The organism is Pseudomonas sp. FME51, assembly GCF_014897305.1.
The window spans coordinates 43956-66479 of the sequence record NZ_JABUYN010000003.1 but is presented as its reverse complement, the minus strand read 5'-3'; the positions used below and the strand labels follow the sequence as shown (position 1 = coordinate 66479).

The 22524-nt window shown below is 60.3% G+C and carries 21 protein-coding genes; 7 read left to right on the top strand and 14 right to left on the bottom strand.

From position 1 onward, the window contains the following. Positions 1 to 20 precede the first annotated feature (20 nt). Both dnaG and rpsU read right to left on the bottom strand, forming a co-directional pair. The gene (dnaG, locus tag INT39_RS06920) at positions 21 to 1892 is read right to left on the bottom strand and encodes a DNA primase (protein ID WP_193073159.1); all 1872 of its coding nucleotides are present in this window, start codon (positions 1890 to 1892) and stop codon (positions 21 to 23) included. Between the two features lie 265 nt (positions 1893 to 2157). Then, complete coding sequence (rpsU, locus tag INT39_RS06915) at positions 2158 to 2373, bottom strand: 30S ribosomal protein S21 (protein ID WP_090274341.1); 216 nt, start codon at positions 2371 to 2373, stop codon at positions 2158 to 2160. Positions 2374 to 2601: 228 nt separating this feature from the next. Between rpsU and tsaD the strand changes: the two genes are divergently transcribed. Continuing rightward, positions 2602 to 3633, top strand: a complete 1032-nt coding sequence (gene tsaD, locus INT39_RS06910) for a tRNA (adenosine(37)-N6)-threonylcarbamoyltransferase complex transferase subunit TsaD (protein ID WP_193073443.1) — start codon at positions 2602 to 2604, stop codon at positions 3631 to 3633. Here tsaD and plsY read toward each other — a convergent pair whose 3' ends face one another. After that, positions 3634 to 4215: a glycerol-3-phosphate 1-O-acyltransferase PlsY gene (plsY, locus tag INT39_RS06905; RefSeq protein WP_193073158.1), complete on the bottom strand. Its 582-nt coding sequence runs from the start codon at positions 4213 to 4215 to the stop codon at positions 3634 to 3636. Positions 4216 to 4271: 56 nt separating this feature from the next. Here plsY and folB point away from each other — a divergent pair, with 56 nt between their 5' ends. Together folB and folK are read left to right on the top strand one after the other, a co-directional pair. Beyond that, on the top strand, positions 4272 to 4634 hold the full coding sequence (folB, locus tag INT39_RS06900; RefSeq protein WP_193073156.1) for a dihydroneopterin aldolase: 363 nt from the start codon (positions 4272 to 4274) through the stop codon (positions 4632 to 4634). After that, positions 4631 to 5194 (top strand): 2-amino-4-hydroxy-6-hydroxymethyldihydropteridine diphosphokinase, encoded by a 564-nt coding sequence (gene folK / locus INT39_RS06895; protein WP_193073154.1) that lies wholly within the window; start codon positions 4631 to 4633, stop codon positions 5192 to 5194. The genes folB and folK overlap by 4 nt, the downstream gene beginning before the upstream one ends. A gap of 17 nt (positions 5195 to 5211) precedes the next feature. Here folK and INT39_RS06890 read toward each other — a convergent pair whose 3' ends face one another. The 11 genes from INT39_RS06890 to INT39_RS06840 form a co-directional block, all read right to left on the bottom strand. Further along, positions 5212 to 6450 carry a multifunctional CCA addition/repair protein gene (locus tag INT39_RS06890; RefSeq protein WP_193073152.1) on the bottom strand — a complete coding sequence of 413 codons (1239 nt, stop codon included), beginning with the start codon at positions 6448 to 6450 and terminating at the stop codon, positions 5212 to 5214. Between the two features lie 98 nt (positions 6451 to 6548). After that, positions 6549 to 8102, bottom strand: a complete 1554-nt coding sequence (locus tag INT39_RS06885) for a SpoVR family protein (RefSeq protein ID WP_193073150.1) — start codon at positions 8100 to 8102, stop codon at positions 6549 to 6551. After that, positions 8099 to 9370 (bottom strand): YeaH/YhbH family protein, encoded by a 1272-nt coding sequence (locus tag INT39_RS06880; protein WP_193073148.1) that lies wholly within the window; start codon positions 9368 to 9370, stop codon positions 8099 to 8101. The genes INT39_RS06885 and INT39_RS06880 overlap by 4 nt, the downstream gene beginning before the upstream one ends. Before the next feature lie 76 nt (positions 9371 to 9446). After that, on the bottom strand, positions 9447 to 11369 hold the full coding sequence (locus INT39_RS06875) for a PrkA family serine protein kinase (RefSeq protein WP_193073146.1): 1923 nt from the start codon (positions 11367 to 11369) through the stop codon (positions 9447 to 9449). A 300-nt stretch (positions 11370 to 11669) separates the two neighbouring features. Then, positions 11670 to 11990, bottom strand: coding sequence for a thiosulfate sulfurtransferase GlpE (glpE, locus tag INT39_RS06870; RefSeq protein ID WP_193073144.1), 321 nt, complete (start codon positions 11988 to 11990; stop codon positions 11670 to 11672). A gap of 52 nt (positions 11991 to 12042) precedes the next feature. Beyond that, a complete protein-coding gene (locus INT39_RS06865) occupies positions 12043 to 12855 on the bottom strand; it encodes a symmetrical bis(5'-nucleosyl)-tetraphosphatase (protein ID WP_193073142.1) in 813 nt (270 codons plus the stop codon). 7 nt (positions 12856 to 12862) lie between these two features. Then, positions 12863 to 13246, bottom strand: a complete 384-nt coding sequence (apaG, locus tag INT39_RS06860; RefSeq protein WP_193073140.1) for a Co2+/Mg2+ efflux protein ApaG — start codon at positions 13244 to 13246, stop codon at positions 12863 to 12865. After that, a complete protein-coding gene (gene rsmA, locus INT39_RS06855; protein ID WP_193073138.1) occupies positions 13239 to 14051 on the bottom strand; it encodes a 16S rRNA (adenine(1518)-N(6)/adenine(1519)-N(6))-dimethyltransferase RsmA in 813 nt (270 codons plus the stop codon). Before rsmA ends, apaG begins: the two co-directional genes overlap by 8 nt. Next, positions 14048 to 15040, bottom strand: a complete 993-nt coding sequence (gene pdxA, locus INT39_RS06850) for a 4-hydroxythreonine-4-phosphate dehydrogenase PdxA (protein ID WP_193073136.1) — start codon at positions 15038 to 15040, stop codon at positions 14048 to 14050. The genes rsmA and pdxA overlap by 4 nt, the downstream gene beginning before the upstream one ends. Beyond that, positions 15041 to 16330, bottom strand: a complete 1290-nt coding sequence (locus INT39_RS06845) for a peptidylprolyl isomerase (protein WP_193073134.1) — start codon at positions 16328 to 16330, stop codon at positions 15041 to 15043. Then, the gene (locus INT39_RS06840) at positions 16320 to 19004 is read right to left on the bottom strand and encodes an LPS-assembly protein LptD (protein WP_193073132.1); all 2685 of its coding nucleotides are present in this window, start codon (positions 19002 to 19004) and stop codon (positions 16320 to 16322) included. Before INT39_RS06840 ends, INT39_RS06845 begins: the two co-directional genes overlap by 11 nt. A 165-nt stretch (positions 19005 to 19169) precedes the next feature. Between INT39_RS06840 and INT39_RS06835 the strand changes: the two genes are divergently transcribed. The 4 genes from INT39_RS06835 to rpe all read left to right on the top strand — a co-directional run bounded on the left by INT39_RS06835 (position 19170) and on the right by rpe (position 22523). Next, complete coding sequence (locus tag INT39_RS06835; RefSeq protein ID WP_226944603.1) at positions 19170 to 20195, top strand: phosphotransferase; 1026 nt, start codon at positions 19170 to 19172, stop codon at positions 20193 to 20195. 2 nt (positions 20196 to 20197) lie between these two features. Next, positions 20198 to 20875, top strand: a complete 678-nt coding sequence (gene murU / locus INT39_RS06830) for an N-acetylmuramate alpha-1-phosphate uridylyltransferase MurU (protein WP_193073128.1) — start codon at positions 20198 to 20200, stop codon at positions 20873 to 20875. A gap of 3 nt (positions 20876 to 20878) precedes the next feature. Next, complete coding sequence (locus tag INT39_RS06825; RefSeq protein ID WP_193073126.1) at positions 20879 to 21664, top strand: DnaJ domain-containing protein; 786 nt, start codon at positions 20879 to 20881, stop codon at positions 21662 to 21664. 184 nt (positions 21665 to 21848) lie between these two features. Then, positions 21849 to 22523, top strand: coding sequence for a ribulose-phosphate 3-epimerase (rpe, locus tag INT39_RS06820; RefSeq protein ID WP_193073124.1), 675 nt, complete (start codon positions 21849 to 21851; stop codon positions 22521 to 22523). Position 22524 lies beyond the last annotated feature (1 nt).

Here is a 22524-nt window from a genome sequence, read left to right as displayed (position 1 = left end):
CTTGCCAGTTTGCCTGATTGTCAGGTTCCGGCAGTTGGTGTATGTCTTCTGCTCAGAAGCTCCCGCAGCAGCTGTTTTTCCTCGGTGGTGAGTGGGGCCTGGGCCGACTTGTCGAGGAGGTGTTGAGTCTGACGGTCGATTTGTCTTGCCATCAGTGTGTTTATGGTGTCGAAAAACTGTTGTTCAAGGTTGGCGCTGGGCATATTCAGCAGCCATTCCTTTTCCGCCAGCTGGTTGAGCTGGTCTCCCAGGGCCGTTCCGTGCCACCTGGCCAATAACTCTATTGTCGACAGCTGCGGGTTTTTCTGCAGGGCATCGATCAACGCAATCAGCAGCTGTGCCTCTTCGTCATCCTCGTTGGCCAGCTGTCTGGCCTGCTTCACCAGGCCGGCCAGATGCGGGTGGTGCAGTAGCGTGCGTGTAGCGCCCATGACCGGGCTCTCCACTGCGCTGCGCTCGTGCTTTTGGGGGCGGCGTTGGGTGCGGCTGGGCGGCGCGCTCGGTGTCGGGCTGTCCCAGTCGGGCATATCATCAAGCTGGCGCTCAGGAGCATAGTCATAATCGTAGTCGATGATGGGCGGACTTGCTGGCTCGGATGTGGGCAGGCTGTCCAGATCCATGCCGGTGCGCGACTCCAGCGATTGCCGCAGCAGGCGGCGCAGCAGGCTGCCGGGCACCTGCTCAATCAGCGGCAGCGCCAGGGTTGCCAGGTGAGCTTTGCCTTCCAGGCTGTTCGGCGGCGCCTCTTCAGCCAGGTGGCGGAACAGGTATTCGGTCAGTGGCTGAGCCTGCTGCACCATGCGTGCGCGGAAGGCATCGTGGCCTTCGCTGCGGATCAGGCTGTCCGGGTCCTGGCCGTCGGGCAGGAACATGAAGCGCACATGGCGTCCATCTTCCAGGGCCGGCAAGCAGGATTGCAGTGCGCGCCACGCGGCTTGGCGACCGGCGTTATCACCGTCGAAGCAGAACACCACGCTGTTGACGATACGGAACAGGCGCTTGAGGTGCTCTTCACTGGTGGCGGTGCCTAAAGTGGCAACCGCATTGGTTACGCCGTGCTGAGCCAGGGCGATGACATCCATGTAGCCTTCCACCACCAGAATATCGTCCAGCTGGCGATTCTGCTTGCGCGCCTCGTACAGCCCGTACAGCTCGCGACCCTTGTGAAAAACCGGGGTCTCGGGCGAGTTGAGGTATTTGGGTTTGTCATCGCCCAGTACCCGGCCGCCGAAGCCGATTACCCGGCCGCGGCTGTCGCGGATGGGAAAGATGATCCTGTCGCGAAAACGGTCGTAGCGTTTACCACTGTCGGGATTTTCCACCACGAGGCCGGCTTCGATCAGCTGCTTTTCTTCGCTGTTGTCGGTGGCCAGGTGTCCCATCAGGTTATTCCAGCCGGGCGGGGCGAAGCCGAGGTCGTACTGTTTGGCAATCTGGCCGCTGAGTCCGCGCTGCTGCAGGTAGTCCACCGCCCGTTTGCGCTGGGTGTGGCGGCGCAGCTGCTGCCGATAATAGGCGGCAGCATTTTCCAGGACGGGATACAGCGGGCTGTCCTGGCGCGTTTGACGTGGGCTGCGGCTGTTGCCGCTGTCTTCTCGGGGTATTTCCACACCCGCCTGGCGTGCCAGTTCATCGACTGCCTGGGGGAAATCCAGGCGTTCGAAGTCCATAAGGAAGCCAATGGCGTTGCCGCCGGCGCCGCAGCCGAAGCAGTAATAGAACTGCTTGTCGGGACTGACACTGAAAGAGGGTGATTTTTCGTTATGGAAGGGGCAGAGTGCCGAGTAGTTCTTGCCGGTCTTCTTGAGTTTCAGGCGTGAGCCGACCACCTCGACGACATCAGTGCGTCCGAGAAGATCGTCAATGAAACCCTGTGGGATCAGCCCAGCCATGCATGCTGCCTTGCAAACGTGGAATGGATATCCAGAGTCGTGGACCCTGGGTCTGCCACAACATCGGCATGGGAGCTGGCGTTGGGCGGGCGGCTATCGGGGTGAGATGATAGCACGCGAAAGCAACACAGAAATCCAGCCATTTCCAGTAATACCGGAAGGCCGGACCAATGTGTACGCTAATCAGTTCTGTCCTGCCGATGCTGCGCTAGACCGCTTGCTCGGCGGGCCTGAAATCAGGCCCTGCAGGACGTCGCAGCTGAACTCAGTACAGACGCTCGCGACGACGGTTTTCGCGTTGCAACTTCTTGGCGTGACGCTTGACGGCAGCAGCAGCCTTGCGCTTGCGCTCGGTAGTGGGCTTCTCGTAAGACTCGCGACGGCGGACTTCAGCCAAGACGCCAGCTTTTTCGCAGGAGCGCTTGAAACGACGCAGGGCCACGTCGAAGGGTTCGTTCTCTTTTACTTTGACGGCAGGCATTTCGTACCTTTCTCAAAAAACTGTGAGTAATAGCCCCGACATAAGGATCAGAGCGATTGCATTTCAAGGGGAGCGGATGTTACCGCCTTCGGTGGAGAAATGCAAAGGGTGGATGCGTTTGATCGTTGCAGCCTGTCAGGCATCGGTCAGGAAAGGCTGGTCTGAGTGGGTCATGGGGATTATCATGCACGCCTCATTATTTCCAAGCTGACCGGCATTCCTGATTCCATGCGTGTTCTGGGTATTGAAACCTCCTGTGATGAAACGGGCGTTGCGCTGTACGACAGCGAGCGCGGCCTGCTGGCGGACGCCTTGTTCAGCCAGATCGATCTGCATCGCGTGTATGGCGGCGTGGTCCCCGAGCTGGCCTCGCGCGACCATGTAAAGCGTCTGGTACCGCTGATGCGGGAAGTGATGGAGCGCGCCGGTGTGACAGCCAGCGAGGTGGACGGTATCGCCTACACCGCCGGGCCGGGATTGGTCGGTGCGCTGCTGGTGGGTGGTGCCTTCGCGCGGGCGCTGGCGTTTGCCTGGCAGGTGCCAGCCTTGGGTGTGCATCACATGGAAGGCCATCTGCTGGCGCCCATGCTTGAAGACCAGCCCCCGGCTTTTCCCTTTGTTGCTCTGCTGGTCTCCGGTGGGCATACGCAGCTGGTCAAGGTTGATGGTATCGGTCAGTACACGCTGCTTGGCGAATCACTGGATGATGCGGCGGGCGAGGCGTTCGACAAGACGGCCAAACTGATGGGGCTGCGCTATCCCGGCGGTCCGGAAATCGCCAGCCTTGCCGAACGTGGTCAGCCCGGTCGATTCGTGTTTCCGCGCCCGATGACTGATCGGCCTGGCTTGGATTTCAGTTTCAGCGGCCTGAAAACTGCGACGCTGACGGCTTGGCAGCGCTGTGTGGCTGCGAGTGATGACAGCGAGCAGACACGTTGCGATATCGCTCTGGCCTTTGAGCAGGCGGTGGTCGATACGCTGACCATCAAATGTCGCCGTGCGCTTCAGGCCACCGGTTTCAAGCGGTTGGTGATTGCCGGTGGTGTCAGTGCCAATCGTCGCCTGCGTGCTTCTCTGGAACACATGGCCCTAGGGCTAAAGGGTGAGCTGTTCTACGCTCGCACCGAGTTCTGTACCGATAACGGCGCCATGATCGCCTATGCTGGCTGCCAGCGGCTGCTCGCCGGACAGCATGATGCCGACGGACTGGTAACCCATGCCCGCTGGCCGCTTGAGCAGTTGCCGTCTATCGTCAGTTGATCAAGGTCTGAAGCGGTTCTCGTTGCCGGCCAGCAGGCGGCCGATATTCAGTCTATGGCGCAGCAGTATCACCAATACCATGAGGCTCACCGGAATCTGCAGTTCGGGGCTGTGCCAAGCCAGCCAGGGCAGCAGCACGACGCAGGCGACCAGCGAGGCGAGGGAAGCAGTGCTGCGAATGGCGAAGGCGCTCAGCCAGGCCAGCGCCGCTACCGCAGCGGCGGGCCAGGAGAGTACCAGCAACACGCCTGCGGCGGTGGCCACGCCCTTGCCGCCCTGAAAACGATGATATAGCGGCAGGATGTGGCCAATGACGGCGGCGAGTCCGACCCAGGCCTGTTGCACGGGCTCGAGTTCGGCCTGGCTGGCCAGCCAGACGGCGAGGGCGCCTTTGCCCATGTCGCCAAGCAGGGTGCCCAGCGCCAAGCGGCGGTTACCCAGGCGCAGCATATTGCTGGCTCCCGGGTTCTTCGAGCCAAAACTGCGTGGATCTGGCTGGTGGCGCAGACGGGCGAGCAGCACGGCGAAGGAAACCGAGCCGAGCAGATACGCCACACAGAGCAACAGATTTAATTCGGTCATGGTGCGCCTGGCCAGGGTTGATCGAAAGGCCATTGTAGTCGACACGGGAGAAAAGGGTGGATCAGGTATTTGTCAGAGGACTGGAAGTCGAGACGGTGATCGGTGCCTACGACTGGGAGCGCACCATCCGCCAGCGGCTGCTGTTCGACCTGGATATGGCTTGGGACATTCGTGGGGCTGCGGCGGATGATGATTTGAGTCAGGCGCTGGATTATGCGGCGGTCAGCCAGCGACTGCTGGACTATGTCTCGTCGACTGATTTCGAGCTGATCGAAACCCTGGCCGAGCGGGTCGCCGCGCTGGTACTGAGTGAATTCAATGTGCCCTGGTTGCGTTTGACGATCACCAAGCCCGGCGCGGTGAAAGAGGCCAGCGGGGGTGTGGGTGTGATCATCGAGCGGGGACAGCGTCCAGCATGACAGTTCTCTTTCTTGGTGTAGGCAGCAACACCGAGCGTGAGCACCATTTGCGGCGCGGGTTGGATGCGCTTGAGCAATTGCTCGGGCCGCTGGATCTGTCTCCGGTGTTTGAAAGCGATGCTGTCGGCATTCTTGGTACGCGTTTCTACAACATGGTGGTCGGCGCTGAGTGTCAGTTGGATCTGGTTGACCTGAATGCTGCGCTCAAGGCGATCGAGGCTGCGTGTGGGCGGCGTGAGCAGTCCTCGCCCGGTCGGATTACCCTGGATATCGATATTCTGGTGTACGGTGATCTTGCCGGTGAGCATCAGGGTATGACGCTGCCTCGACCTGAAGTGCGGCGCAACGCTTTCGTGCTGTGGCCCCTGGCGTTGCTGGCACCCCATGTGTCGTTACCCGGCGGAGAGCAGACCCCCGCCGACCTCTGGGCTGGCTGGCGGGGGAATCAGAAAGTCTGGCCAGTAGCCTTCGAGTGGCGTGGCCAGCCGCTGACGCCGGAGCTGCTGCTGCGTCAGCGGCTGTCTTCCGCCAATCCCGCTCCGGGGAGCGGCGCGGCCTGAGCTGAAGCGGGCCGCCTTCAGCGCGCATCCTGGCAATAGGTAGACAGCAGTCGCAATCTTTCCTGCTCCAGCGCCGCACCCAGCTCGGCGCCCTGATAGCCTTGTTCCAGCAGCACTTTCACATCCGCCGTGCGGGCGGTCTCGGCGGCGGCGCGCAGGTAGTCGGCTTGGGGGTAATCCCGCTGTTCGAGTCCCGTTCGACCCCGTGCGTCGGCCTCACAGGCCCCGAGAAACTGCTCGAACCGCTCTGGACGACGATAGATATCGAAGGCCTTGAACAGTTTGAGCAGCGTGCCGGGTTTCAATTCCAGCGCGCGGTGACAATGGGTGTGATATTCGCAGGTCAACAGCGCCAGTTCCTGGCAATCGCGCGGTGCCTTGCAGCGCTGATTGACTGCTTTGACCGCGGCCAGCCCCTTGGTTTCATGGCCATGGTGCTTGGGCCAGAACCGCTCGGGCGTGCGCCCCTTGCCCAGGTCATGCAGCAGACAGGCCCAGCGTGCCGGCAGCGGCAGTGCCATCTCGGCGGCCTTGCGCAGTACCAGCAACACGTGTTCACCGGTATCCACTTCCGGATGGTGCGTTTCGGGTTGCGGCACGCCGAACAGGCAATTCACTTCCGGAAGCAACTCAGCCAGCGCGCCACATTCATGCAGTACCCGGATGAATACATCGGGTCGGCTCTCCATCAGCGCTCGGCTGATTTCCTTCCAGGTGCGCTCGGCGGTGAGTGCCTGCAGCTCACCGGACTCTGCCAATTCGCGCATCAGCTGCAGGGTTTCATCGGCGACGCGGAACCCCTGCGGGGCATAGCGTGCAGCAAAACGGGCCACCCGCAACACTCGCAGGGGATCTTCGGCAAACGCAGTGGAAACATGGCGCAATAGCCGCGCATCCAGATCCTGCTGTCCGCCATAGGGATCGATAACGTTGCCGGCATCATCCATGGCCATGGCATTGATCGTCAGATCCCGCCGTTGGAGGTCCTGTTCCAGGGTGATTTCCGGGGTGGCATGGAAGGTGAATCCACCGTAGCCGCGGCCGCTTTTTCGCTCGGTGCGGGCCAGTGCGTACTCTTCGCCGGTGTGTGGGTGCAGGAATACAGGAAAGTCCTGTCCGACCGGGCGGAAGCCCGCGTTGACCATTTGTTCGGGCGTGGCACCAACCACGACCCAGTCGTGCTCGTGCCAGGGTACACCCAGTAATTGGTCGCGGACGGCGCCACCGACCAGATAAGTAGTGAAATCTGTTTTCATGGCGCGACTGTAAGGCATTGGGCCCGGCAGGCCAAGAAGCCGCCTGAAAAACACCTGGGATGCTCTTCAAAGGGGCTCTGGCAACCCGCCAGGTTGGCTCAGATCGGCGGGATGTTCATGTCAAAGCGCGGTATCTGGTCTTCATTGGCCTTGGGACGGGGCGGTATGTGGGACTCGCTTTTGACAGTATCGCCATCCATGCTCTGCAGATGGATATCAAAACCCCACAACCGGTGCAGATGCTTCAGCATGCGCTCGGTGGTTTCGCCCAGAGGTTTGCCTTCATGGCGCTGGTGACGCAGGGACAGTGATCGGTCGCCCCGGCGGTCCACTTGCCATACCTGAATATTCGGCTCGTTATTGCCCAGATTGTATTGTGCGGCGAGCAGTTCCCGCACTCGGCGGTAGCCTGCGTCATCATGGATGGCGGCCACTTGCAGATGATCGTCCTGTTCATCGTCGACGATGGCAAACAGCTTGAGGTCGCGGATCACCTTGGGCGACAGGTACTGCAGGATGAAGCTTTCGTCCTTGAAGGTGCGCATGGCGAACTTCAGGGTTTCCAGCCAGTCACTGCCGGCAATGTCGGGGAACCAGTCACGATCTTCGGCGGTGGGGTTTTCACAGATGCGGCGAATGTCCTGCATCATCGCGAACCCCAGAGTGTAGGGGTTGATGCCGCTGAACCATTGGCTGTCGAAGGGTGGCTGATAGATAACGCTGGTGTGCGACTGCAGGAATTCCATCATGAAGCCGTCGGTCACCTTGCCTTCGTCATACAGGTGATTAAGCAGGGTGTAATGCCAGAAGGTGGCCCAGCCTTCGTTCATGACCTGGGTCTGGCGCTGGGGGTAGAAGTACTGCGCGACCTTGCGCACGATGCGCACCACTTCGCGCTGCCACGGCTCAAGCAGCGGCGCATTTTTTTCGATGAAGTACAACAGGTTTTCCTGGGGCTCGGATGGATACCGCGGTTCTTCATGGTGCCGGTCATGGGCGTCGGGACTGACCGGAATGGTACGCCACAGGTCATTGACCTGGCGTTGCAGATACTCCTCACGTTCGCGTTGACGCCGGCGCTCCTCCTCGGCGGAGACCGGATAGGGTCGCTTGTAGCGGTCCACGCCGTAATTCATCAAGGCGTGGCAGGAGTCCAGCAGATCTTCCACCGCGTCGATGCCGTGACGCTCTTCGCATTCGCTGATGTACTGCTTGGCGAACACCAGATAGTCGATGATGGAGCCGGCGTCAGTCCAGCTGCGGAACAGGTAATTGCCCTTGAAGAAGGAGTTGTGACCATAGCAGGCGTGAGCAATGACCAGAGCCTGCATGGTCATGGTGTTTTCTTCCATGAGATAAGCAATACAGGGATCGGAGTTGATCACGATCTCGTAGGCCAGGCCCATCTGTCCCCGCTGGTAGTGCTTTTCCGTATGCAGAAAGTGTTTGCCGTAGGACCAGTGGTGATAACCCAGCGGCATGCCCACCGAGGCGTAGGCATCCATCATCTGCTCGGCGGTGATCACCTCGATCTGATTGGGGTAGGTATCCAGACCATAGACATCGCGGGCGATGCGGCCGATCTCGCGGTCATATTCGCGGATCAGATCGAAGGTCCATTCCGATTCGGTGGAGATGGGCTGTCGGATCATGTGACCATCCTCTTCTGGAACAGCTTGCGGAACACCGGATAGATATCTCCCGCATCGACAATCTGCTGTTGAGCAAAGCTGTCGGGAAAGTGCTCGGCAACGTGTTCATATTCATACCATAGCGCCTGGTGCTCGCGCGGAGTGATCTCGACGTAGCAGTAGTACTGCATGGCAGGCATCAACTGGCGGATCAGCAACTCGCGACAGATCGGCGAGTCATCGTTCCAGTTGTCACCGTCGGAGGCCTGGGCGCAGTAGATATTCCATTCTTCGGGTGCGTAACGGTCGGCAATGATCTGCTGCATCATCCGCAGGGCGCTGGAAACGATGGTGCCGCCGGTTTCCCGCGAGTAGAAGAACTCCTCTTCATCGACCTCTTTCGCGCTGGTGTGGTGGCGGATGAAGACCACGTCGATGCGTTCGTAGTTACGCTGCAGAAACAGATACAGCAGGATGTAGAAGCGCTTGGCTATGTCCTTGGTGGCCTGGGTCATTGAGCCGGAGACATCCATCAGGCAGAACATCACTGCGCGTGAGCTGGGATCGGGCTGCTTGACCAGCAGGTTGTAGCGCAAGTCGAAGGTATCCAGGAAGGGAACGCGATCGATGCGATTGCGCAGCTGTTCGATCTCTTGCTCCAGAGCCTGGATGTCGCAGAGATTGTCGGGTTGTTGCAATCGCAGCTGTTCCAGTTCCTTGACGGCCTCGCGCAGCCGCGCCCGACTGCCTCCGCTCAGGGCGATGCGGCGGGCATGGGCGGCGCGCATGGAGCGCACGATATTGATGCGCGATGGGTTGCCCTGCTGACTGATGCCGGCCCGCACGGTACGGAAGGTATCGGTGCCCGTCAGGTGTCGTTTGATCAGGTTGGGCAGGGCGAGATCCTCGAACATGAAATCGAGGAACTCCTCCTGAGTTATCTGGAATACAAATTCATCCTCGCCTTCGCCGGAGTTGCCGGCCTGGCTGCCACCACCCCCTCCGCCGCCGCCTTCAGGTCGGGCGATGCGATCCCCCGTGGAAAACTCGCGGTTGCCGGGAAATACACGCGTCTGGCGACCGCCGGGGCCGTGGTGGAAGATGGGTTCGTCAATGTCTCGACCGGGGATACTGATCTGTTCCCCATGTTCGATATCGGTAATGGAGCGGCGGCCTACCGCCTCTTCAACCGCTTTCTTGATATGCGCCTTATAGCGGCGCAGAAAACGTTGGCGGTTGACCGTGCTCTTGTTCTTGCCGTTCAGACGACGGTCGATCACATAGCTCATAAGACCCCTCCGGGGGAGGGTCAGCTTCACTCTGCAAATGACCAGACAAGAAGCTGACCGGACTGCGTGCCAGTCGTTACTGCGCCTTGCGCACGCGCAGATACCATTCCGACAGCAGGCGTACCTGTTTCTCGGTATAGCCACGCTCGACCATCCGAGTAACGAAGTCGTTGTGCTTCTTCTGGTCCTCGTTGGAGGCCTTGGCGTTGAAGCTGATGACCGGTAGCAGGTCCTCGGTATTGGAGAACATCTTCTTCTCGATCACCACCCGCAGCTTTTCATAAGACAGCCAGGTGGGATTCTTGCCGTTGTTGTGGGCGCGGGCGCGTAACACGAAGTTGACGATCTCGTTGCGGAAGTCCTTGGGGTTACTGATGCCGGCGGGTTTCTCGATCTTCTCCAGCTCTTCGCTCAGAGCGCCGCGGTCGAGAATCTCCCCGGTATCCGGGTCGCGGTATTCCTGATCCTGAATCCAGAAGTCGGCATACAGTACGTAGCGGTCGAAGATGTTCTGCCCGTATTCGCTGTAGGACTCCAGGTACGCGGTCTGGATTTCCTTGCCGATGAACTCGACGTAACGGGGCGCCAGGTATTCCTTGAGAAAGCGCAGGTAGCGCTCGCTGACTTCTGCCGAGAACTGCTCCTGTTCGATCTGCTGTTCCAGTACATACAACAGGTGCACTGGGTTGGCGGCGATCTCGGTGTTGTCGTAGTTGAACACCTTGGAGAGGATCTTGAAGGCGAAGCGAGTGGACAGGCCGGTCATGCCTTCGTCTACCCCTGCAGTGTCGCGGTATTCCTGAATGGATTTGGCCTTGGGGTCGGTATCCTTGAGATTCTCGCCATCGTAGATGCGCATCTTCGAATAGACGTTGGAGTTTTCCGGCTCCTTGAGGCGCGACAGCACACTGAACTGGGCGAGCATTTTCAGCGTGTCGGGGGCGCAATGGGCGCTGGCCAGCGAACTGTGGGTCAGTAGCTTCTGATAGATCTGGATCTCGTCACTGACCCGCAGACAGTAGGGGATCTTGACGATGTAGATTCGGTCGATGAAGGCTTCATTGTTCTTGTTATTGCGGAAGGTGTGCCATTCCGACTCGTTGGAGTGAGCCAGGATTACGCCATTGAAGGGCAGCGCGCCGAGACCTTCGGTACTGTTGTAGTTGCCCTCCTGGGTGGCCGTCAGCAGCGGGTGCAGCACCTTGATCGGCGCCTTGAACATCTCGACGAACTCCATCAGCCCCTGGTTGGCGCGACAGAGGGCGCCGGAATAACTGTAGGCATCCGGGTCACTCTGCGGAAATTCTTCCAGCTTGCGGATATCCACCTTGCCGACCAGAGCAGAGATGTCCTGATTGTTCTCATCGCCCGGCTCGGTTTTGGCGACAGCAATCTGCTGCAGGATCGAGGGATACAGCTTGACCACACGGAACTGACTGATATCACCATTGAATTCATGCAGGCGTTTGACCGCCCAAGGCGACATGATGCTGGTCAGGTAACGCTGCGGAATGCCGAAGTCCTCTTCGAGGATCGCGCCATCCTCGGTCGCATTGAACAGCCCCAAGGGGGATTCGAAAACCGGCGATCCCTTGATGGCATAAAAGGGCACCTGCTGCATCAGCGCCTTGAGTTTCTCTGCAATGGACGACTTGCCGCCGCCTACCGGGCCGAGCAGATAGAGAATCTGCTTGCGTTCCTCCAGGCCCTGAGCCGCATGCTTGAAGAACGACACTATATGTTCGATGGCATCTTCCATGCCGTGGAAGTCAGCAAAGGCGGGGTAACGCTTGATCACCTTGTTGGAGAAGATGCGCGACATCCGCGGGTCAAGGGAGGTATCAATCAGCTCCGGTTCGCCGATGGCCATCAGTAGCCGCTCGGCACTGGTGGCATAGGTGGAAGGATCGGCCTTGCATAGATCAAGGTACTCCTGCAGGGACATTTCCTCCTGCTGGGTGGTCTCGAATCGACTCTGGAAATGACTGAATATGCTCATGGCGCGACCTCGCTTTCACTGAAAATTAGGTCCGAGACTTCCGGGTAGGAACCCATCTGCCACGCAGCGAAGGACACAGTTGATGGCATACGAAAATCCCCCGTTACTGCCTGCAGACAAGGCCCGGGAAGTGGGTCGAAGGCGGTTCGGCGCTGCACATCGACTTGCTTCCCTTTTATCGGAAGCCGGTGGACCGGCTTTGCTTTGAATTATTTGATTGCCTTGCTTTCAGGATAGTTGGTTTGCGCGAGGGTGACAGAGGATGTGTGAAAAAATGTGCAATTGCAGGCAGGAAGCCGCTCAGTCGCGGCTGACAAGAGCGGGGTATTGCTGTTGCCAGAGCTCGAAGCCGCCATCCAGGCTATAGACTTCGCTGAAGCCGATGCCGGCTAGCCAGGCGGCGGCCTGCTGGCTCGAATTGCCGTGGTAGCAGCAGACGACCAAGGGTCTTTGCTGGTCGGCAGAGGAGATAAACTCCTGCACATTGTCGTTGTCCAGGCGTACGGCGTCGCGGATATGGCCAGCGTGATAGCTTTGCGGGTCACGGATGTCCACTGCGTAGGCATTCGCGGCCAGCAGCTCGGCTGCGGTTTCGGGGGAGATACGCTGAAAATCGCTCATGATGTGCTCCGTTGAGGGTATGTGCGAAGCCTAGGGCAGCTGTTGGTAACGGTCAATTACGGCAAGCGCAGTGGCGCTTCTCACCTGTGTCGACATTCATCAAGGTCAGTTGGTTGCCCCATACGCAGCCGGTATCCAGTGCGTGGATACCGGGAACACCCACCTTGCCCTCCAGTGCCGCCCAGTGGCCGAAAATGATACCAATCTCGGGGTCGCGGCGGGGCAGGGTGAACCAGGGCACATAACCTTGCGGGGCTTGGCCCGGCGTGTCCTTGGACTTGAGATCCAGCGTGCCATCAGGCCGGCAGAAGCGCATGCGCGTCAGATAATTGGTGATGACGCGCAGGCGCTTTGTGCCGTCCAGTTCAGGACTCCAGCATGCCGGTTCGTTGCCGTACATCTCGTCGAGAAACCAGGGTAGTTGCTGGTCGCAACGCAGTACCGCTTCGACCTCGGCAGCCAACGCCAGGGTGTCCTGGACGCTCCAGATCGGCGGCACGCCGGCATGGGTCATGATCAGGCCGCGCTCGCTGTCCATATGCGCCAGGGGACGCTGGCGCAGGTTGTGCAGCAACTGGTCCCGATCGGGAGCCTGCAATATGGGCAGTAACGTATCGGATTTGCGCAGGCGCTTGACGTCGTAGGCGGCAGCCAGCAGGTGCAGGTCATGATTGCCCAGTACGCTGAGGCAGGCATTGCCCAGGCTGTCCAGATAGCGCAGGGTGGCCAGCGATTCTGGGCCACGGTTGACCAGGTCGCCCACCGCCCAGAGCGTATCGCGCGAAGGATTGAAATCCACTTCCTGAAGCAGGCATTGCAACGGCTTGAGGCAACCCTGGATATCTCCGACAGCGTATACGGCCATACTGGTCTCAGTTGAGTGCGTTGGGTTTGGCCAGACGGAAAACCGTGACCGGCGCGCGGAAATCTTCTCCCGTAGCGCTGCGCATGCCATAGCTGCCCTGCATGCTGCCGACCGGCGTCTCGAGCAGGCAACCACTGGTGTACACATGGCTGGCCCCGGGTGCAATCAGCGGCTGCTCACCGATGACCCCTTCACCGCGTACTTCCTGGACCTTGCCGTTACCATCGGTGATGAGCCAGTGCCGATCCAGCAGCTGAACCGGCACCTGTCCGGCGTTGTGAATGCGGATGGTGTAGGCAAAGGCAAAGCGTTTGGCCGCCGGGTCGGATTGCTCGCTCAGGTAGCGAGGTTGTGTATCGATAACAATGCGGTGCAGCTGCGAATCAATCATGGCTGGCTCGCTGTTGCAGGGCCAGCCGATTGGCCAGGCGCACGAATCCGGCAAGGTCGACCTGTTCCGGACGCAGTGTCGGATCGATTCCTTCAGCGGCGATAGACTCGGCATCCAGCAAGCCCTTGAGCGTGTTGCGCATGGTCTTGCGGCGCTGGTTGAAGGCTTCGCGGACGATCAGCTCCAACACCTGGGGGTCATCAGCGGGGTGCGGCAAGGTCGCATGAGGTGTCAGTCGCACTATCGCAGAGTCGACCTTGGGGGGCGGATTGAAGGCGCCCGGACCCACATCGAACAGGTGCTCAACCTGGCAATGGTACTGCACCATGATGCCCAGGCGGCCGTAGTGGTTCATGCCGGCGCCGGCGGCCAGACGCTGCACTACTTCCTTTTGCAGCATGAAGTGCATGTCGGCGATGCAGTCGGACTGCTTCAGCAGGTGGAACATCAGCGGCGTGGAAATGTTGTACGGCAAGTTGCCCACGACCCGCAGCTTCTCGCCCGGCTGAACCAGGGAGCGGAAGTCGAATTTCAGGGCGTCACCCTTGTGTAGAGTGAACTGCGGGTTGCCACCGAAGTGGGCAAGCAACAGCGGATGCAGGTCATGGTCCAATTCGACCACATCCAGCCGACCACCACTGGCGAGCAGGCCTTCGGTCAGGGCGCCCTGGCCCGGGCCGATCTCGACCAGATGCTGGCCCTCACGCGGAGCGATGCCACGCAGGATGCGATTGATCACGCCGTGATCGTGCAGAAAGTTCTGACCGAAACGCTTGCGCGCCCGGTGTGGAGCAAATTCGTTCATTGCCGGCCTCGGGCTTCGATCATGTGGATGGCGGTATTCAGGGCGACGTTCAGGCTGCCTACGTCAACACGTCCGGTGGCGGCCAGATCCAGTGCTGTGCCATGGTCTACCGAGGTACGGATGATCGGAAGTCCTAACGTCACGTTAACAGCCTGGCCAAAGCCCTTGTGTTTGAGCACGGGCAGCCCCTGGTCGTGATACATCGCCAATACCGCGTCGGCATGATCCAGATGTTTGGGAGTGAAAAGCGTGTCGGCCGGTAAAGGGCCGTCCAACAACATGCCCTCGCCGCGCAGGCGCTCTAGCAGTGGAATGATGATGTCAATTTCTTCGCGGCCCAGATGCCCGCCTTCCCCGGCATGGGGATTGAGGCCGCAGACCAGGATGCGTGGCCTGTTGATGCCGAATTTGCTGCGCAGATCCTGCTGCAGGATGCGGATTACCCGTTCCAGTGTTTCTGGAGTGATGGCATCGGCTACCTCACGCAGGGGCAGGTGAGTTGTGGCCAGTGCCACGCGCAGGCCGGGGCAGGCCAGCATCATCACCACCTGTTCGGTGCCGGTCTGATCGGCGAAGAATTCGGTATGCCCGGAGAAGGGCACACCGGCGTCATTGATAACGCCCTTGTGCACGGGAGCCGTTACGACCGCGGCAAACTGCCCATCAATACAGCCCTGGCCACCCAGCCGCAGCGTTTCCAGCACATAGCGTGCGTTAGCCGGGTTCAGTTTGCCCGGCTGACAGGCTGCTGCCAGAGGCACCGGCAGTACGCTGAGCTGGCCGGCCCGTTGGGCCGCCGGTGGGCGAGTCGGATCGTAGGGCCGCAGCTCGATATCGAGCTCGAGCTGGCGGGCGCGTTCGGCAAGCAGGTCGGGATCAGCGACCACCACACGTTCATGGGCGCAGGGCTCACGAGCCAGCAGCAGGCACAGATCAGGACCGATGCCGGCGGGTTCGCCGGCGGTCAGGGCAATGGCGGAAGCAGTCACTTAACTTTTGATCTCAACATAGGCTTCGTCACGGATTTCCAGCAGCCAGGTCTGCAGCTCTTCATCGAACTTGCGATTCTGCAACAGGTTGCGAGCCTGCTGTTCACGCATTTCATCGGTCATATCGACCTGACGTTGACCCTGCACCTGCAGAATGTGCCAGCCGAACTGGCTTTGGAAGGGCGCGGAAATCTGGTTTTCCGGGGTGGTGGTCATGACCTCGCGGAATTCGGGAACCATGGCATCAGCAGTAACCCAGTTGAGCGAGCCGCCGTTGAGCGCCGAGCCCGGATCTTCCGAGAAGGAGCGCGCCAGGGTCTCGAAGGATTCGCCAGCGCGGATACGTTCATACAGGCGCTGGATCAGCTGGGCGGTTTCTGCCTCGCTGCGGATCTCGCTGGGCTTGATCAGGATATGGCGCACATTGAACTCATCCACCAACAGGTTATCCCCGCCACGCTTTTCCAGCAGCTTGAGAATATGGAAACCCGCGGGTGAGCGCAGCGGAGGCGTGGTGCCACCGATCTCCAGCTCGTCCACTGCATTGGCGAAGGCCGGTGGTAACTGGGCAGCTTTGCGCCAGCCCAGCTCACCACCTTCGAGGGCATGTTCACCGCCAGAGCGGCTGACAGCCAGGCGGGTGAAGTCCGCACCTTCGCTCAGCTCCTGATAGATCTGATTTGCGATTTCGGCTTTGCTACGCGCTTCTTCACTGCTGGCGTTTTCCGATATCGGCAGGACGATCATGGCCAGTCGGTAATCGGCGGACGTCTGATAACGGCCCATTTCGGAATTGAGGAAGTTACGTACTTCCTGATCGCTCACCTGAATACGCTCGGCAACCCGGCGCTGGCGCACGCGGTTGATGATCATCTCGCGGCGGATCTGCTCGCGTGCCTGGTTATAGCTGATGCCGTCACGCTCAAGAGTGGCACGGAACTCTTCCATGCTCACACCATTACGCTCGGCCAGTTGCTGCATTGTCTGATTGAGGCTGGCGTCGTCGATGCGGATACCGGCGCGCTCACCCATCTGCAGCTGGATGCTTTCCAACACCAGGCGGTCGATGACCTGGGTGTGCAGCACCTCTTCGGGCGGCAGCTCGGTGCCTCTTTCATTCAGTTGCTGGCGGATCGTGTTCAACCGCTCTTGCACCTGACTTTGCATGACGACGTCGTTATCGACGATGGCGGCGACCCGGTCCAGTTCGACCATCTGTGCCTGCAGGCCGGTGCTGAGCAGCAGGCCGGCGCACAGGCCCGCCAGCTTGTGGTGTAGCTTAAAATGCATTGTTTTCACGCTCTCTGTAGCCAGGGATGCCTTCGTCCAGAAGACTTTCGACACGATTGCCGGTAACGCTGCCAAGTCCTTTGAGGACCACTTGCAGGAAGATGCCGCGGTTGCCTTCGTCGCGGGTAACCGATTCGAACTCGTTGTAGTCGACCCAGTAACGGTTGATGAAGCGCAGCTTCCAGCAGCAGCTTTCATATTCAAGACCACCGAAGGCTTCCAGGGTTCGGTCACCGGCGAAATCATGCTGCCAGCGGCCGATCATGCTCCACTGCGGGTTGAGTGGCCAGATGAACGACATGTCCGATTGGTCGATACGACGATTCTCGCTCTCATTGAAACTGCCGGTCAGGGCATTGAAGGTGTTGGTGTCATTGCGGAAGCGGTATCCGGCATTGATGACCTTGCGCGGCTCGGGCTGGTAGTTGGCCAACAGGCTGCCGGCATTATTGTTGTTTTCCTCGGGATCCCACAGCACGTCACCGCGCAGCTTCCAGGCATTGCTCACTCGATACATGAACTCGGCGGCATAGGCGGAGGTGGAGTGGTCATTTTCATCGCGCCGCTGACCTTCGGTCTTGAGCAGTTGCGTGCGTTGGTCCTCGAAATACAGGATCTGCCCGAAGCTGGCGCGAGCCCGCTCCACCCCATTGCTTTCCAACGCCCTGCTGGTCACCCCCAGTGCCAACTGGTTGGCATCACCGACACGGTCGTTGCCGCTGAAGCGGTCATCGCGGAACAGTGAGTTGTAGCTGAAGGTGTTTTCGTTAGTATCGAACAGCGGCTGATCATCTTGGTCTCGGTCCGGCGCATACAGATAGAAGGCGCGGGGCTCCAGGGTCTGGCGCAGGTCGCGGCCGAACCAGCTGGTGTCACGGTCGAAATACAGGCCGGCGTCGAGACTGGCCACCGGAATGGTGCTGGAGGGGTTGGTATCGGCGTTGTCGTAATCGAAGAACAAGTCGGGGTTGGTGGTCACGTCGCGATGCTGACGTTTGTCGAAGTCCAGGTCGTAATAGGTCGACTGCACCCGGGCGGCCGGGGTGAAATAGCCCCAGCTATTCTGCATGGGGTAGCTGATGCGGGGGCTCAGGCTGACGCGGTGACCGGTAGCGCGCTGCAGGCCTACAAGGTTGGTATCGGGTGTCCAGATCGGGGCGCCCGCGGCGTCAAAGTGCACACCGTCCTCACCCCTCAGCACACCGCGATCCAGATCCCGGTCGAAATAGGCGTACTCGGCGCGGTAGTCGACCTTAAGCCCGCTGTCGCCAAGCCAGTGACCGCCATCCAGGCGCAACTGAGGCAGGCGCTCATAGGGTGTGACCGAGGTGATCGTGGCCAGCTCATAGGCATGCAAGGCGGCCTGGAACTGCCAGCCGTTGCCACGGTAGGTCATGGCGCCGCGCTGATTGACGTAGGTATCGCTGCGCGCATCCAGAGAGCTGTTCAGGTTCTGGAAGTAGAAGGGGTCGCTGATGTCGAAGTACTCGACCTCGGTAGTCCAGCGACTCTGCAGGCCGCCCATATGCTCCCAACCATAGAGCCAGCGGTTGTCGTCGTATTCCTTGTCATCCAGGAAGGAGGCGCTCAGCTGCCCTTCATGATCCGGCTGCATGTAGCGGAACTCGCCTTCCATCTGCATGCCGCGCTTGCTCATCATGCGTGGGTACAGGGTGGCATCGTAATTCGGTGCAATATTGATGTAGTAGGGCGTGACCAGTTCGGTGCCGTTGTCGGTGGAGTTGCTGATGGACGGCGGCAGCAGACCGGTGTGGCGGCGATCATCCAGCGGGAAATAGATGTACGGGGTATAGAACACCGGCACATCCTTGACCTTGAGAGTGACATGCTTGGCCTCGCCCCAGCCCTTCTCCTGGTCCAGTTCGATATCGTCGCTGTGCAGGCTCCAGGTATTGCGGCCCGGGTCGCAGGTGGTATAGCTGCCATCGGTCATGACGATGACAGCATCGTCGCGGCGCATCAGCTTTTCGGCACTGCCGCGGCCATTGGCGCGATGGACGACGTAACTTACCTGTTCGATACGCGTTTCGCCGCTGTCGATCTGCATCTGCGCCCGATCGCCCAGCACCAGTACGCCCTGATCGCGCAGGCGCACGTCGCCATTCAATCGGACGATGTTATTGCCCTGGTCAAAACTGGCTTCGTTGGCCTGTGCCTGCAAACGGCCCTGTTGCAACAGTACATCGCCTTGCAGCGTGCCGGTCTGGTTGCGCTGTTCAAAGCTACTCGAGTCGGCGCTGGCATAGACCGGTAGCTGATCGAAGGGCGTGTCGTCATCCCGGCCGGCGCGTGGCGGCTCGATGTAATCACCACTGCAATAGGGGGCAATGGCGGCACGTTGGGTGTCGGTTAGCTGATCGCGAGGCACCCAGTCCAGCTTGCTGAAGTCCACCGTCTGCGGCCGGGCAGCGCTTTGGCGGGTTTCGCTGACGCGCTGGCGCGGTTCCGGCTCGGCAGCACGGACAACTGGTTTTCCGGGGCGTGGCGGCAACTCTGCGGTGGCTTTCATCGGGGTGCAGACCCAACTACCGCCGCTGCCGGCGCGACATTCAACCTGCGCGGCGGCAAGCGTGACAACGGGTTGAGCCAGCAGCAGTCCACTGGCCAACAGCAGAGGGAAAGCAGGTCGAAACGGAGGTTTAGGGTAGGCCATTATAGTTATCCGGGATTCAGTCGGGCGTGCAGGCTCGCGATGACTCGGGAACTTGTGCGAGGCAATTGCAACATGCATGCTGCTTCTGCGTGTCGAGATCATGGATAATAAAGCATTGTGAGGCGCCAGAGCCAGTGCCGGTCTGTTTGGAAGCTGAGGAACCCAATGGTGGATGCAAGACTAAGTTTATTGGAAGCATGGTTGCCCACGGCATTGTCTGAGGCGCGCGACCGTCAGAGTTGGGCGGAAGAGGGCGCGGGACAGCTGGCGCCAGCCAGTACCGATGCCAGTTTTCGTCGCTATTTCCGCTGGAGCGATGCGAAACACAGTCTGATCATCATGGACGCGCCACCGGAACAGGAGGACGTGCGTCCCTTCATGCGCATTGCCGGCCTGCTGGCCGGCGCCGGGGTGAAAACGCCAGCCATTCTGGCGGCAGACCCGCAGCAGGGCTTTCTATTAATGGAAGATCTTGGCGCGCGCACCTATCTGCAAAGCATTCAGACGGGTATCTCCGACGCTGAGCTCGAACGCATGTTTGCCGGTGCCATCAGTACCCTGGTGCGCTGGCAGGCAAGCAGCCGGCCTGGTGAATTGCCGGACTACGATGAGGCTATATTGCGCCGTGAGCTGGAACTGTTTCCTGACTGGTTTGTTGGCCGGCATCTGCAGCGCGCGTTGAGTGCGGAGCAGCAGGCGGAGCAGCAGGCGGACTGGGAGGTGCTGTGTGGAGTGTTACTGGACAGCCATCTGGCCGAGAGCAAGGTGTTCGTGCATCGGGACTACATGCCGCGCAATCTGATGACGGCGTCGGGTGAGCCCGGTGTGCTGGATTTTCAGGATGCCTTGTACGGTCCAGCCAGCTATGACGTGACCTCGCTGTTTGCCGATGCCTTTTTCAATCTGCCGCTGACCGAGCGGGAAAACTGGATTCAGCGTTATTGGCAGCAGGCGCGTACGGCGGGCATTGCTTTGCCGGAGCGGTTTGACGAGTTTCTCGGCCAGTCGCGTTTGATGGGCGTTCAGCGCCATCTCAAAGTGCTGGGCATCTTTGCCCGCATACGCTACCGCGACGGCAAGCCCCACTACCTGGAGGACGCTCCGCGCTTCATTCAATACCTGCGCGATGCCTGTTCCTCTGATGCCTGTCTGGCGCCGCTGGTGCGATTGCTCGACAGTCTGGAGTTGTAATGATGAAGGCTATGATCCTGGCTGCAGGCAAGGGCGAGCGCATGCGCCCATTGACTCTGCATACACCCAAGCCCTTGCTGCCAGTTGCTGGCAAGCCGCTGATTCAGTGGCATATCGAAGCGCTGCAGCGGGCCGGGCTGGAGCGATTGGTCATTAATCACGCCTGGCTGGGGGAGCAGCTTGAAGCAGCGTTCGGAAATGGCGCTGCGTATGGCGTACAGATCAGCTGGTCGCCCGAGGCGTCGCCACTGGAAACCGCCGGCGGCATTCTGCGGGCTTTGCCTCTGCTGGGTAATGAGCCCTTTGTGCTGGTCAATGGCGACGTCTGGACTGATTTCGACTTTGCCGGCATGGGATTGCCCGAGGGACGGTTGGCGCATCTCGTGCTGGTCGACAATCCATCTTTCAAGTCGCGCGGCGACTTTCTGCTCGACGAGGGAGTGATAGCCAATCCGGTTACCGAGGCCGAACAAGGCGGCGCCATGACCTACAGTGGCATCGCTGTGTTGTCGCCGCGGCTGTTCGACGGGCTGGTCGATGGACCACAACCCTTGGCTCCCCTGTTGCGTGCAGCGGCTGAGCGAGGATTGGTCAGTGGTGAGCGTTTTGCAGGCAGTTGGATCGACGTTGGCACCCCCGAACGCCTGCAACAGGCAGATCAGCGTGCCAGGGAGGCCTGATAGATGCTCTGGCCGGTGACCGTTGCGGGTGTCCTGCTCGGTGGTGTTGTCGCGGGTGTACCCGGCGGCGTTCTCGGTGGCGTGCTCGGCCATGCTCTGGATCGGCATTGGGGCTTGCTGCGCTGGACGGATTTGCCTGCGCAGCTGGTCCGCTGGCTGGGGTTGAAGCCGGACTTTCAACAAGTGCTTTTTCTGTGCCTTGGCCGGGTGGCCAAGGCCTATGGCCGAGTCACACCCGAACATCTTCAGCTGGCCCGGGAGCTGATGCGGCAGTATCGACTGGATGAGCCGCAGCGGCTGGCTGCCATGGACAGCTTCAATCGAGGCAAGCTGCCGGCCACGCGGGTTGAGCGGCAACTGCGGCGTCTCTGTCGCCAGCAGCCGGGGCGTAATGCCGAGTTGCTGGACTGCTGTTGGCGAATGGCGCTGGTGCACCGACAGCCCAGTGCCGCCTCGCAACAGTTGCTTGGCCGCTGGGCGGGCCTGGCCAGGCTGAGCAGTGCGGAACAGCAGCGGATACGCCAGCGTCATCAACGCCACCAATCGGGCGGCACTGCGCCTGCGACTACCGGTGGCGGGTTGCAGCAGGCGGCGGCCATTCTAGGCATCGAGCTGAACGCCGAGCCGGCGCTTATCAAGCGCGCCTATCGCCGGCTGCTCAGTCGCCATCATCCGGATAAATTGATGGCCGGAGGAGTGAGCGAAGCCGAGCTCGCCGCCGCCAGTGAACAGGTGCACCGTATTCAGCAGGCGTATGAGAAGGTCAAGCGGTACCGCGGATTCAGGTGAAACGGTAGACGTTTTATGCAGGAGTGGTCCTGGTGCGTGGGCTCACTGATGAGAGAGGTCGGGTTGTGGGAGCGGGCTTGCCCGCGACGGTCTCCCGCCAGTCCATTCGCGGGCAAGCCCGCTCCCACGAATAGCGCCCGAGAGGGTAGAATGTCCCGGTTCCGATTATCCCCAGAGGTCTGCCATGCCTGATTACGCAATTGCCCCGTCCATTCTGTCCGCCGACTTTGCCCGTCTCGGGGAAGATGTGGACCGGGTACTGGCGGCGGGTGCCGACATTGTCCATTTCGATGTGATGGACAATCACTACGTACCCAACCTGACCATCGGCCCCATGGTGTGCACCGCATTGCGCAAATATGGCGTCACTGCGCCCATCGACGTGCACCTGATGGTACGTCCGGTGGACCGCCTCATCGGCGATTTCCTGGAAGCGGGTGCATCCTTCATTACCTTCCACCCTGAAGCCAGCGACCACGTTGACCGCTCGTTGCAGCTGATCAAATCAGGCGGCGCCAAGGCCGGACTGGTGTTCAATCCTGCTACCTCGCTGGATGCGCTGAAATACGTGATGGACAAGGTCGACATGATCCTGCTGATGAGCGTCAACCCCGGCTTCGGCGGGCAGAAGTTCATCCCCGGGACCCTCGACAAGCTGCGCGAAGCGCGCGCATTGATCGACGCCAGCGGCCGGGATATTCGTCTGGAAGTCGATGGCGGTGTGAACGTGCAGAACATCCGCCAGGTGGCCGAAGCCGGTGCCGACACCTTCGTGGCCGGCTCGGCGATCTTCAACGCGCCGGACTACAAGACGGTGATTGACCAGATGCGTGCCGAGCTGGCCCAGGTGCAACGCTGAC